The sequence below is a fragment of the Gordonia abscondita genome, from assembly GCF_032711245.1.
Taxonomy (GTDB): domain Bacteria; phylum Actinomycetota; class Actinomycetes; order Mycobacteriales; family Mycobacteriaceae; genus Gordonia.
Map to the genome: position 1 here is coordinate 2,278,019 of NZ_CP128986.1, position 13,112 is coordinate 2,291,130.

A 13,112-nucleotide genomic window follows, 5' to 3' on the forward strand; every position below is an offset into this window, starting at 1 on the left:
TCTCGACGGTCCCGTTGATGACACGCGCGGAACGCGATCAGGTGCTGCGATGGTCGCGGGGACCGGAGCCGGCCGGCTCGGCGCACACGTTGCCCGCATTGAGCACCCGAGTCCAGGAGAACACCCGAGTTCAGGAGGTGGATCAGCGTGACTGATCGAGTGCGCGAGGAGACGCCGCAGCCGGTGTCGGGCATGGTCGCTCCGATCGTGCCGTCCGGCCGGGCGGCGATCGTGTTCGGCGACCGCACCGTGTCGTACGGCGAGTTCACCGACCGGGTGGCGGCGTTGGCTCGCACCCTGATCGACGCGGGCGTCGGACCTGAGGTGGCCGTCGGCGTCCAGATCGACCGCTCCGTGGAGCTCATCGTCGCGCTGCACGCGGTGTCGGCGGCGGGTGGACAGTTCGTGCCGATGACCACCGACCTGCCCGATGAGCGCTGCCGATACATGGTCGAGACCGCGGGTGTCGCGCTGGTGCTGTCCTCCGGTGATCTGCAACCGGCACGCGAACGCTTCCGCGGTCTCGCTCGGGTGGACGTGGTGGACTGCTCATCGCCGACGACGCCTGCCGCACCGGTCCGGGCTGAGGAGCGGTCTGGCCCCATCCGCCCGCACACCGCCGCGTACACCCTGTTCACGTCGGGGTCGACGGGTCGTCCCAAGGGGGTGACCGTTTCGCATGCGGCGATCGCGAACCGGCTGGCGGCGGAGGCGTCGCTGGGAAAGATGACGGCCGACGACCGGGTCTTGCACAAGGCTCCGATCACCTTCGACATATCGGTCGTCGAGATATTCGGCGCCACCGCGATCGGAGCGACGCTCGTGGTGGCAGCGCCGGGCGCGCACGGCGACCCGACGGCCCTCGCGGACGTGATCGACCGCGCTGGGGTGACGGTCATCTTCTTCGTCCCGCCGATGCTCGCCGCATTCTGCGACGTCCTCGGGGACCGGGTCGGCGATCTCACCTCACTGCGCCGGATCACGTGCGGCGGTGAGGCGCTCGCCGCCGAACTCGTGTCCCGGGTGAGCCGGGTGCTGCCGGCCGTGCGGTTGGAGAACCAGTACGGGCCGACAGAGGCGGCCGTCGACGTCACCTCGCACCACATCGTCGACGATTGTCCGACGGTGCCGATCGGGAGCGCGCTACCCGGTGTGAGCACCTACGTCCTCGACGACGCGCTCGGCGTGGTCCCCGTCGGAGTGCCGGGCGAGCTGTACATCGGCGGCCCCCAGGTGGCTCGCGGCTACGTGTCCCGCCCCGACCTCACCACCGAGCGGTTCATCGCCGACCCCTTCGACGTGGCGGGCGGACGCCTGTACCGGACCGGGGACCGCGTCCGCTGGAACGTCCGCGGCGAGATCGAATACCTCGGCCGCGTCGACCTCCAGGTCAAGCTGCGTGGTCAACGCCTCGAGATCGGCGAGGTGGAGGCCGCCCTCGCAGCCGTGCCAGGCGTGGTCCACGCGGCTGCCGCCGTCGTCGAGGCTCCCGGCGGACCACAACTCGTCGGCTACCTCGCCCCGGACACCGTCGACGAGGCCGACGTCACCGCGACGCTCGCCGCGCGGCTGCCCGACTACATGCGACCGACCACGTGGGTCCGGCTCGCGACCATGCCGTTGGGCACCTCGGGGAAGGTCGACCGGCGAGCGCTGCCACGACCCGAGTTCGGAAGCACCGAACACGTCGCGCCCCGTAGCGACGTCGAGTCGCGGGTCGCAGCGGTCTTCGGTGAACTCCTTGGGCAAGACCAGGTGAGCGTCGTCGAATCGTTCTTCGACCTCGGCGGCAACTCGCTCGCGGCCACCCGACTCGCCGCGCGGGTCGCCGAAGCCCTCGACGCCGAGGTGACTGTCCGCGACGTGTTCGACGCGCCGACCGTACGCGAACTCGTCGCAGCGGTCGCAGGCCGCGCTCCGGCCGTCGCACCGATCACCGCTATTGACCCGCGACCGGAGCACATCCCGCTGTCGTTCGCGCAACAGCGGATGTGGTTCATCAACCAACTCGAACCCGAGTCCGCTGCCTACAACATCCCGCTCGCGGTGTGGATCGACGGCGAACTCGACGACGACACGTTCCGCGCCGCGCTGACTGACGTCCTCGTCCGCCACGAGGTGCTGCGGACGGTGTTCGCCGCCGACTCGACCGGGAACGGGCAGCAGGTGATCACACCGGTCGACCGGGTGAGTGAACTGCTCGACGTCGTGGTCGTCGACCGCCTCGACGATCTGCTCGCCGCAGTGCACACCGGGTTCGACGTGCGCACGGACCTTCCGATTCGGGCGCGCCTCACCCACGAAGGCGACCGGACCGCGCTGCTATTGGTCCTGCACCACATCGCGGGCGATGGACAGTCGCTCGCGCCGCTGCTGCGCGACGTGGTCGCGGCCTACCTCGCCCGGGCCGCGGGGTCGGCCCCGGCATGGGACCCTCGACCGATCGGATTCGCCGACTTCGCCCTCTGGCAGCACCGCGAACTCGGTTCCGTCGACGACACGGACTCGGTGGTCGGCCGCCAACTCCACTACTGGGTCCCGCAGTTGACCGGTCTGCCGGACGTCCTTGACCTGCCGACCGACCGGCCGCGTCCCGCGATCGCGACGATGGCCGGCGCGAAAGCCGAGTTCACTGTTCCCGCTGCCGTCGCGTCCCGGATCAAGTCGCTCGCCGCGCGGGTCGACGCGACGCCGTTCATGGTGGTGCACGCCGGTCTCGCCGCTGTGCTCTCGCGGCTGGCGGCCGTCGACGACGTCGCCGTCGGAACGCACGTCGGCGGCCGCGGACAGGCCGTCCTCGACGACATGATCGGCATGTTCGTGAACACGCTGGTGCTGCGGACCCGGGTGACCGGCTCGATGAGCTTCACCGAACTGGTCCGGCAGACGCGCGGCGTCGGCCGCGACGGCCTGGCCAACGCCGACGTCCCGTTCGAATACCTGGTGGAGCGACTCGACCCGGTTCGTTCCCAAGCGTTCGCACCGCTCATGCAGGTGCAGCTCTCGTTCGACCAGGACAGCGGCGCGGGCGTCGAACGGACTCGGTCTCTCGACGTCGCCGGGTTGACGGTGACGCCGATCGATCCGGGGGCACCCGTCGCACAGGTCGACCTGACCGTCGGCGTCTGGACCGCCGACGACGGTGACGACTGGGCTGGCTCGATCATCTACGCGACCGACCTGTTCGACGAGTCGACGGTCGTCGCGTTCGCGGACCGTCTGGTGCGGTTGCTCGACGAACTGACGGCGACACCGGACCGAGCGGTCGGGGACATTGATTTACGGACCGACGACGAACGGCGCGCGATCGACCGCGTGGCCGTCGGAGTGTCCCGCGACGTGGCCCCGTCGGTTCTGCCAGATCTGCTGTACCGGCGGGTCGAGGCGTCGCCCGCAGCGATCGCCATCGTCTACGACGGGCTGAGCATCGACTACGCGGAGTTCGGGGCGCGGGTGAGCGCATTGGCGCGCGACTTGATCGACGCGGGTGTCGGACCCGACCGGGCGGTCGCGGTCTGCATGCCGCGCGCGGTGGAGATGGTGTTGGCGATCCACGCGATCGGGGCCGCGGGCGGCGCGTACGTGCCGATCGACACCGACGCGCCGGTCGAGCGAGTCGCCTACATGCTCGCCACGTCCGGTGCGGACACCGTGCTGGTGTCCGCACACGCTGACATCGGCACTGCCGTGACAGACATCGGCTCCTCGGTGAGGATCGTGTCCGTCGACGCGCACACCACGCTCGACCGCGACGACCCGCGGACGCAGCCGGTCTCCGACGCTGACCGGCTCGCCCCGCTGCGGGTCGACAGCTCCGCGTACACACTTTTCACCTCGGGATCGACGGGTCGACCCAAAGGCGTCACTCTGTCGCACCGGGCGGTCGTCAACCGGCTGTTGTGGGGTCTCGACGAGATGCCGCTCGACCGCACCGACGCCGTGTTGCTCAAGACGCCGTACACGTTCGACTGCTCGGTCCCGGAGATCTACGCGCCGCTCGCGGTCGGCGCCCGCGTGGTGGTCGCGAAGGCCGACGGACATCTCGACCCCGTGTACTTGTGCGATGTCATCACCGCGACCGGAGTGACGATGGTGCATTTCGTCCCGTCCATGCTCGCCGTGTTCCTCGATATCGCGGGCGTCGAACGGGTCCGCGCGCTCACGAGCGTCAAGTATGTGTCGACGACCGGTGAGGCGTTGCCGCCGTCGGTTGCCGCGCAGACTCGATCCGCGCTCGGTCACGCCGCCCTCTACAACCTGTACGGCCCGACCGAAGCCGCGGTGGAGATCACCTTCGCGAACGTGGTGTCCGCGGATGCCGACGACAGTACCGTCCCGATCGGCGTTCCAGTGTGGAACTCCACCGCGTACGTCCTCGACGACCGGCTGCGTCCGGTCCCACCGGGTACCCCCGGTGAGTTGTACGTCGGCGGCGCCCAAGTGGCCCGAGGCTATGCGGACCGCCCGGACTTGACCGCCGAGCGTTTCGTCGCCGACCCGTTCGGGACCGAGGGGTCGCGCCTGTACCGGACGGGAGACCTCGTGCGGCACGGTGCCGACGGGGCCCTGGAATACCTGGGTCGCACCGACTTTCAGGTGAAGCTGCGTGGTCAACGCATCGAACTCGGCGAGATCGAAGCGGTCCTCAGTGGCATCGACTCGGTGATGCATGCGGCCGCGACGGTCGCGACGGCTCCCGGCGGCGGTGAGCACCTCGTGGCCTACGTCGCCGGTGTGCCGGGGGAGGGCGTCGACCTCGACGATGTGCGTGCGCAGGTAGCCCGGTCGCTGCCCGAGTACATGCGCCCGACCGTTTGGACCGTGGTCGATGAGATCGTGTTGAACACGGCCGGAAAGATCGACCGCAAAGCGTTGCCGACACCCGATTTCGCGACGGCGGACGACGAGTACGTCGAACCCGACGGTGACGCTGAGGTGATTCTCGCCGACATCTTCGCCGACGTGCTCGGCATCGAGCGGACGTCGGCCACCGCGAGCTTCTTCACGTTGGGCGGCAATTCGTTGTCGGCCACCAGGGTGCTCGCCGCCGTGCGCGAACGACTTGATCCGGATGCGCAGTTGGGTTGGCTGTTCGATGACCCGACCGTCCGCGGGCTCGCCGCGCGGATGGACGCGCAGCAGCGCGGCGTTGACGTCGGTGCGTCGGTGCTCCTCGGGCTGCGGACCGAAGGCCGGCGGCCGCCGTTGTTCTGTGTGCACCCGGCAGGCGGTCTGGCGTGGTTCTACGGCGGGCTGGCACCGCACCTGGCCGACCGGCCGATCTACGGACTGCAGGATCCCGCGGTGGTCGCGGGTGAACCGGAACTGGCCTCGATCACCGACTTGGCGAAACGCTATGTCGACGAGATTCGGCGCGTGTCACCGACCGGCCCCTACCATCTGCTTGGCTGGTCCCTCGGCGGTCTCGTCGCGCACGCGATGGCCGTCGAACTTCAGGGCCGCGGCGAGCGGGTCGACTTCCTCGCGGTGATGGATGCGGCACCCGCGGGTGACGACGTTCAGTCCGCCGACCGGCACGTGGCGCAGGTGTCCGAGACGTCGCCGCAGGATGTGGTTGGCGACCTGCTCGGCGGTTGGCGTGAACTGTTCAATCTTCCGGACGAGACGTCGGCAGTCGGGGACGATGACGTCGCGGATGTCGTGCGCACGTCGATCGTCCGCACCGGACTGCTGACTGACGACCAGGTGCAGCGGGTCATGGACAGTTTCACGCGCTCGGACGCGATGACTCCGATGCACCGGGCAGACGTGTTCGACGGCCCGTTGCACCTGTTCACCGCGGTGCGCGACAAGCCGGAAGGGACGGACCTGGCGGTACGGTGGCGGCCGTTCGTTTCCGGCCGAATCCTCGGCACCGACGTGGACACGCACCACCTCGGGATGGCCGATGAGGACTCGTTGGCGGTGATCGGGCCGGTGATCGAGGCCGCTTTGCACCGACTGTGCTGACGGCGCGTGCGTGCGCCGGAGAGCGCGTGCGACGTCGCGGCCGCACCTCGCGCCGCGGCGGTAATCTACTGGAGAATTGTGCACCACTACGTGCACCGAGAAAGGACAGTCATGACCAACCCGTTCGATGATGAAGACGGCCGGTTCTACGTGCTCGTGAACGAGGAGAACCAGCACTCGTTGTGGCCGACGTTCGCCGATGTTCCGGCGGGCTGGACCAAGGTGTTCGGCGAGGATTCGCGCGCCGCATGCCTGGAGTACGTCGAGAAGAATTGGACCGATCTTCGCCCCCAGAGCCTCATCGACGCGATGGAAGCCGACAAGTCGGAATAGTGTGCGCGACCTGGACGCAGGGTTTTGAGGTCTCGATTGTGTAACGAAATCCCGTCTCTGCATGGTCGACGGGTGAATCGGCGCAGGTCGTAGCGGTGGCGACGAATCGCGTATGTTGATCGAACGAACGAATCCATTGATCGGGCGTCGATTGACCTAGATAGCCGATGCTTCGCCAAGTTACGCTTACGTAAGGGAGACTGACAGCGTCTACCAGCACCGACGGTGTGTATGGGCCGCCGTCAAGACGGGAGGATCGGCCGATGAGTGCGAGCACGCGGAGCGAACGACAGCAGTGGGTCGCCGATCTGTGTCTGTACGTGGCCGATCGCGCCGAGACCGGTGGCTGGATGGTCGCCGTGCGCCACGGGTCCGACGCCGTCACCTTCGGTGCCCTGGAATCAGCAATCAATGACTACCGTCGCATCGTCGGGTCGCAGGGGATGTCACTCGAAAGTGCCCTCACCGGTGCGCTCCTGCACACCGCACCGAGCCTCGCTGGCCTCGAACCCATTGACCGCGCTCGCGCCCTCGACCAGATGGTCCGCTGGCTCGGCCGCGATATCGCCGCGGCGCCGACGAGCACCGCAGCGCCCGTGCTGCGCTCGGTCGGCTAACTCGCACAGGCATTTCTTCAGGTCCGCCGGTCTGCTCCAAGCCGGCGGACCGTTTCTTTTCTGCGACGAAGGCCCTCATGCGATCATGAGATGCCCGAATCGAGAGGAGCGCGCTGCCCGTGTTCACTCATCAGTCGAGTGCGCCGCTGGCCCGTCGGCTCGCCGCCGTTTGCAAAGGTGACGAGCACCGTTCGTCGCTGCAGAAACTGCAGTCTGTCGGTTCGACGATCATCGGCGGCGCATACTTCGTCTATCTGATCGTGGCCACCGGTTCGTTCGCCAGATTCGGCGGCCTCACCTCATCGTGGTGGGTCCCGTTGAGTGTCGTCGTAGTGGTCGCGAGCGGGCTCGGGCTGTGCTGGGTCGGGGTCAGTGGCCGACTCGACCGCCTTCTGCCCGTCGCGGTCGCCGCCTCGATCGGATATCTCGCCCTGATGACGTTATGGCTCGCCACGTGGAACGGAACCTCTCCTCAGAGTGCGGACGTCGACCCGACGATCATCGTCTGGTTCACGATCATTCCCGCGCTATCGTGTCTTGCGCTGGTCCTCGCCGAACGGCACGTCCTGGCGGTCGTGAATCTGATTCTCGCTGGCACGCTGAGTGAAGCAGTCGCATCAGCAGGCGACTACGGCGTGGGCACGGTCCTGCGCGCGGTGTGGTCGATCGCGTGGTGTGCTGTCTTCTTGGTGGTCGGGGCGACCAGCGTCGCGTTCGCCCGCCGACTCGACCAGACTCGGTCGGCGACCGTCGAGGGCGCTCGCGACCTCGCACGAGAAGACGTCCGCGACATCGAGCGTCGTCGCGCTGACGCGCTCGTGCACGACCGGATCATCGCGTTTCTGCTCGCCCTCGAACCGGGGCGCCCGACGTCCGCGACCAGAGCCTCAGCAGCTGGAGTGCTCGATGAACTCGATCATTGGTGGGACGAACCGATCGAGGCGGACACTCCGGTCGATGCCCGGGAGTTCGTCCAACGACTCCGGACCACGGTGGCGCGACTCGGTGACGACGTCGCGGTCCGAGCCGACATCGACACGGAGGCCTCGACTCGCTATCTCGGCGACACGACCTCGGCACTCCTGGACGCGTCGGCCGAAGCCGTCCGCAACTTCCACCGGCATGCCGGTTCGGACGCGTCGTGTGTGGTGCTCGCGGTGGTCCACGACGACGAGATCATCGTGACGGTCGCCGACGACGGCATCGGATACGAACCGGGCGAGACCCAGCCAGGCAGGCTGGGTGTCTCGTTCGGCATCTTCGGCCGTATGGCGGCGGTTCCCGGAGGTTCGAGCAGTGTCCTCAGCGCGCCCGGCCAGGGCACTCGTGTGCGTCTGCGGTGGGCGCGGCGGTGAGCCCGTCTGTCGCTGGACGGCTTGGCCGGCCGGCCGGCGTGCGGAGGCTCGTTCTGGGTCTCGGCGTCGCCTACTTCGCCGCGCTCGGCGTGTACACCGTGCACAGTGGGATCGACGTCCGATTCAGCACGGTGAGTTGGATCGGCATGGGGCTCGCGTTTGCGCTCTTCGTCGCCGCGGCGATCCCGTTGGGCGTGACGGTGTCGGGAGAACTCACCGATGCTCATGCGAGAGGAGTCGCCCTTCTGACTGTCGGCGGCGTCGCCGCGACCTGGGGGTCGGCGGCATACGCGCATGCGCCCGGTCTCGCCGCCTACCAGCCGATGCTGGCGACGGCCACCATGATCGCGGTGATCCTCATGTTCCACGGCCGTGTGGCACTGGTGTGGGCGGCGATCGCGTCGATCATCACGATCGGACTGGTCCTCGGACCGTTCACCGAGTCGGCGAGGTGGTTGAACGTGGTCCTGCCGCGTGCGGGCCTGACCTTCCTGTTCGTCGCGACCTGCGGTGCCGTTCTCCTCGGCCCGCAGATCGCGGAGATGCGGGCCCTCGGCGCACGGCAGCGAGCCGACTACAAAGACGCGCAGGACCGCCGTCACGACGTCGCCGACCGCGAGGACCGAATCCGGCGGATCGACGATCGTGTGCGACCGCTGCTCAGCCGCATCGCGGCCGGGGACCCGGTGACCGACGACGACATCATCGACGCGCGCCTGATGGAAGCGAAGTTGCGCGACGGCATCCGCGGTCGGGGGTTGGACGTTCCCCGGGTGCGGGTCGCGGTGTGGGATGCGCGACGACGCGGTGTATCGGTGTCGGTCCTCGACGACGGCGGCCTCGAGCCCCTCGGCGCGGACCGCTCGGCCGCCGTGGTCGAGGCGGTCGCGGCCGTGCTCGAATCCGAGCTGGCAAGCCTGACGAGCGGCGATGTCGTCGCTCGCATCGCGCCCGCAGGACGTGACCCGGTCGCGACAGTCGTCGTCGTCTCGGGGCCGATCCGGCGACGGATCGAACTAGGCGCCGACGGATTCGTCGTGAGGACGGTCGAGGCGTGAACGAATACCGGATCCGTCGTGCCGCCTCGCTCACAGTGGCGGTCTGCACGATCGTCGTGTCGTGTGTGTCGGTGATTCCGATACGCAAGGGTGCCCAACTGACGGCGTCGTGGTGGACACCGGTGTCGGTGGCATCCGTGGTCGTCGCCGCCGTGGCACTGTTCGCCGGAGTCCTCTTCGGCGGGGCCGCCTCCACCGGTGTCGCACCGGCCGCCGAACATCGGATCGGCGTCCTGCGGTCGATGATCGTGCTGCTCGCCGCTGTCGACATACTGATGCTGGTCCTCTGGTTCCCGGCATGGTCCGGAGCCGTGTCGGATGTCGGCGGATCCCCGCCGATCTGGATGGCGAACAATGTGGCGCTACCCGCACTCGCGCTGGCGACTGTCTTTCCCGTCCGGTGGTCGCTCGCCTACGCGCTCGGTGGGCTCGCGCTCCTGGCCGGGGTTCAACAGCGCATCGGGTTCGGCGGACAGGGGTGGGACGCCTACCTCAACCAGGCGATGACGTTCGGCATGCTCGCGGTGTTCCTCACGATGCTCGGCACCGCCATGCACATGGCGCGCACCGTCGACCGCAGCCGGGCCGCGGTGCTCGCCGAGACTGTCGAGTCCGCGACCGCAGCGGCTCGCGGAGCCGAGCGACGGCGATTGGACGCTGTCGTCCGCGACCGCGTGATCGGGGTGCTGCGCGACATCACTCCCGGACGTCCCGACGACTGTCGACGAGCCGAGGCTCGAGTCGCGCTCGAAGAGCTCGACGGGATCGTCCATGGCGATCCGGCCCACGGCCGGATCAGTGTCGCAGACGCCGTCGTCCGACTCCGTGAGTCGGCGATCGCGTTCGGGGACGACGTGCTGGTGGCGGTCGACGCCGCCGACGATGCTGTTGATCTGCCCGATAACGTCGTGGACGTCTTGGGCGACGCGCTGAACGAAGCGGTGGGGAACGCGGTGGCCCACGCGGGGCCGAACGCTTCGATGGCGGTCGTCGGACGCATCGCCGCCGAGGGCGTGCGGGTGCGCGTCGTCGACGACGGGTGCGGTTTCGACCTCACGGCGATAGCTCCCGACCGGTCCGGCATCGCCGTCGGAATCACCGGCAGGCTGGCCGGGCTGGCCGGTGGCCGATCGGACATCCGTACGTCGCCGAGCGACGGAACGATGGTCTCTCTCGAGTGGGTGCGCTCATGACGGCTCGACACACAACGGAGTACACGATTGCTGACGTGGGAATTCCGGTGATGCTCGGCTTGCGGACTCGGCGACTGCACGTGGTGGTCACCGGACTGTTGGTGGTCTATATCGTGGTCCGAGCCACCGCGTTCGGCGATTCGAGAACCTGGATGCAGTGGGTGCTGGAGGTGGTCGCCGCGCTCGGACTGTCGGTGGCCGCGCATCGGGTCCTTCACGGCGACGAGGACCCGCTGCCGTCTCGCACCACGATCGTGGTGGCCGTCGTCGGAGTGGGCTCCGTCGCCGCTGCGTGGTGGGCCACTCCGGGCACCGCAGGTCTCTGGGTGCAGGCCGGTGCTCCGCTCGTTGTGTTCGCCGTCATCGCCGGACTATTGACGGCGCGAGGCCGCGCCGCTGCGGCGTGGATGGTGTGCGGCGGCGCTCTCGCGCTGGCCTTGGTCTGGTCGGTACAGCGCGGCGGCTCTGTTGTCGCGGGTGGTCAGCTCACCGTGCGGATGGTGATGGCGTTATTGCCCGCCACGTTGATGGCTTCGCTGGTGCGACCGATGCTTCGACTGACCGGTGCATTGGCGGAACGTCGAGTCCAGGCGGCACGGTCGGCCGCCGTGACAGGCGCAACGGCAGCTGAACGGGCCGAACGTCTTCAGCGGTTCGACGCCGACGTCCGCCCCTACCTGCAGAAGGTAGCCGACGGTGCGGAGTTCGACGAGGCGGCTGCGAACCAGGCGAGCCTGATGGAGCACGATCTGCGGGACGCTGTGCGCGGCCGGGGATGGTGGTCGCCGCAGACGAAGGCGTCGCTGGCGACAGCGCGCAGCGCGGGTGTCTCGGTGCGCGTCTTCGACGACAGCAGACTAGAACTATCGGCCGACGACGCCGCGGTACTGCACACTGAACTCGCCGCGACGTTGGTCACGGCGAGTTCGGGTGTGGTGACCGCTCGGATTCTGCCGAGCGGCCGCGAGGACGTCGCGGTGATTACCGCGGTGACCGCGGACGGAAGCGTCCGACGGGTCGCCGAGCGTCGTGGCGGCGTCCTCGTCTGGCGTTCTGCAGTGTCGGGCGACTGACCGGCAGACGCCTACCGGCCGTGGCTGGTCATCTGTGAGGCGAGAGCATTGACGGCGTCCGCCGACAGCTTCCACGTGCCGTCGACGTTCACGTATGCGAAGTCCATGTCGACCGGGCCGGGCGCGTGCGGCGACTTCACGGAGACGGCGGCGATCGCCTTGTCGCCGTTGACCTTCACTGATTTCACGGTGTAGATGTCCGGCGTGTAACCGGCTTTCGACGAGCCCTTGGCGTAGCCGACGAGAGCGGCCTTGACCCCGGGGTTGGTGATCTCGACGATCGCGTCCAGGTCTGCTTCGGGGGTCGCCGGGTCGACGGCCTTCCGCAGGATGGTCTGGGCCTGCGCGTTGTCGAGTTCAGCGGATTCGCCCGCGGACTGCTCGGTGGACGTCGACGACGTCGTGGTGGTCGTCGAGTCTGCCGCGGTGTCGTCGTCCGACGAGCAACCGGTCAGCGCGATGGCTGCGCCTGCGGCGAGAGCGACGATGCCGACGACCGGGCGACGCCAGGTGGAAGAGACAGTCATGAGATGAATCCTTTCCTTGTGTGAGGTGAGCCTAACATCATCTGTTCTCGCCAAAGGGTCGCAGGCTGCCGGAATGCGGCTATCCAGTTGAACACTTTCTCATATTAGAATATGATCGCGTCATGGCTCGAGCAGCGACAACGTCCGACGTTTTCAACGCGATCGCCGAAGTGCGACGTCGGGACATCCTGACACTCCTTCGGAGTGGGGAGCGTCCGGCGACCGTAGTGGCCGACGAGTTGGGGCTGACTCAACCCGGGGCGTCCAAGCATCTGAGGGTGCTTCGTGAAGTCGGCCTCGTTCGGGACCGGCGGGACGGCAAGCAGCGTCTCTACTCGATCGATGCGCGTGGGCTGAGGTCGGTCCATGAGTGGGTCGGGGGGTTCGAGCAGTTTTGGAGCGAGAGCTTCGACCGACTGGACGACTACATGCAAGAACTCAAAGAAGAAGGAAGAGGGCGAGTCGATGAGTGAAGCAGAAGTGGGTGCGGCACTGTCCGCGAATGGTCGCGAGATCATGATCTCCCGAGTGATCGATGCTCCGCGGGAGCTGGTGTTCGAGGCGTTCACACAGGTACGTCACCTGGCGCGATGGTGGGGGCCGCACGGGTTCACGACCACAACACGGGCGTTCGAGTTCCGGGCCGGCGGAGTGTGGGAATTCGTGATGCACGGGCCGGACGGGACCGACTATCCCGAATGGATCACGTGGACGGAGATAGTCCCGCCGGAACGGATCGCCATGCGGCACGGCGAACACCGCGACGACCCGAATGCGTTCGAGTCGGTGCTGACCTTCGCGACGAGCGGCGAATCGACTCAGGTCGACATGCTGGCGGTGTTCGCCACCGAGGAACTGCGCGACGAGGCGGTGCGCAAGCACGGCGCGATCGAGGGTGGTCGCCAGACGCTCGCAGGCCTCGCCGCCTACGTGGCTGAACTCGGACGGGATTCCCAGTCGCACTGACGGCACACGCCGTGGACTTC

11 protein-coding genes (1 of these 11 cut by a window edge) are annotated in these 13,112 nt (G+C 68.0%); 10 read left to right on the forward strand and 1 reads right to left on the reverse strand.

From position 1 onward, the window contains the following. The 8 genes from MP11Mi_RS10615 to MP11Mi_RS10650 all read left to right on the forward strand — a co-directional run. Positions 1–155: the end of a non-ribosomal peptide synthase/polyketide synthase gene (locus MP11Mi_RS10615; RefSeq protein WP_420042070.1), read on the forward strand. It extends 25,180 nt beyond the left edge of the window; only the last 155 of its 25,335 coding nucleotides appear in the window; its start codon lies off the left edge, out of view; it ends in the stop codon at positions 153–155. Next, a complete protein-coding gene (locus MP11Mi_RS10620) occupies positions 148–5,970 on the forward strand; it encodes an amino acid adenylation domain-containing protein (protein ID WP_420038898.1) in 5,823 nt (1,940 codons plus the stop codon). Before MP11Mi_RS10615 ends, MP11Mi_RS10620 begins: the two co-directional genes overlap by 8 nt. 111 nt (positions 5,971–6,081) lie before the next feature. Next, the gene (locus MP11Mi_RS10625; protein ID WP_420038899.1) at positions 6,082–6,303 is read left to right on the forward strand and encodes an MbtH family protein; all 222 of its coding nucleotides are present in this window, start codon (positions 6,082–6,084) and stop codon (positions 6,301–6,303) included. A gap of 263 nt (positions 6,304–6,566) precedes the next feature. Further along, on the forward strand, positions 6,567–6,920 hold the full coding sequence (locus MP11Mi_RS10630; RefSeq protein WP_420038900.1) for a hypothetical protein: 354 nt from the start codon (positions 6,567–6,569) through the stop codon (positions 6,918–6,920). 119 nt (positions 6,921–7,039) lie between these two features. Beyond that, positions 7,040–8,275 carry a sensor histidine kinase gene (locus tag MP11Mi_RS10635; RefSeq protein WP_420038901.1) on the forward strand — a complete coding sequence of 412 codons (1,236 nt, stop codon included), beginning with the start codon at positions 7,040–7,042 and terminating at the stop codon, positions 8,273–8,275. After that, the gene (locus tag MP11Mi_RS10640) at positions 8,272–9,333 is read left to right on the forward strand and encodes a hypothetical protein (RefSeq protein WP_420038902.1); all 1,062 of its coding nucleotides are present in this window, start codon (positions 8,272–8,274) and stop codon (positions 9,331–9,333) included. The genes MP11Mi_RS10635 and MP11Mi_RS10640 overlap by 4 nt, the downstream gene beginning before the upstream one ends. Beyond that, the gene (locus tag MP11Mi_RS10645) at positions 9,330–10,526 is read left to right on the forward strand and encodes a sensor histidine kinase (protein WP_420038903.1); all 1,197 of its coding nucleotides are present in this window, start codon (positions 9,330–9,332) and stop codon (positions 10,524–10,526) included. The genes MP11Mi_RS10640 and MP11Mi_RS10645 overlap by 4 nt, the downstream gene beginning before the upstream one ends. Before the next feature lie 35 nt (positions 10,527–10,561). After that, on the forward strand, positions 10,562–11,599 hold the full coding sequence (locus MP11Mi_RS10650; protein ID WP_420038904.1) for a hypothetical protein: 1,038 nt from the start codon (positions 10,562–10,564) through the stop codon (positions 11,597–11,599). Between the two features lie 11 nt (positions 11,600–11,610). Here MP11Mi_RS10650 and MP11Mi_RS10655 read toward each other — a convergent pair whose 3' ends face one another. Next, complete coding sequence (locus MP11Mi_RS10655) at positions 11,611–12,126, reverse strand: DUF4878 domain-containing protein (RefSeq protein ID WP_420038905.1); 516 nt, start codon at positions 12,124–12,126, stop codon at positions 11,611–11,613. Between the two features lie 122 nt (positions 12,127–12,248). On the opposite strand from MP11Mi_RS10655, the gene MP11Mi_RS10660 reads away from it, so the two are divergent. Next, positions 12,249–12,599, forward strand: coding sequence for an ArsR/SmtB family transcription factor (locus tag MP11Mi_RS10660; RefSeq protein ID WP_420038906.1), 351 nt, complete (start codon positions 12,249–12,251; stop codon positions 12,597–12,599). After that, on the forward strand, positions 12,592–13,092 hold the full coding sequence (locus MP11Mi_RS10665; protein WP_420038907.1) for an SRPBCC family protein: 501 nt from the start codon (positions 12,592–12,594) through the stop codon (positions 13,090–13,092). Before MP11Mi_RS10660 ends, MP11Mi_RS10665 begins: the two co-directional genes overlap by 8 nt. The last annotated feature ends 20 nt before the right edge of the window (positions 13,093–13,112 follow it).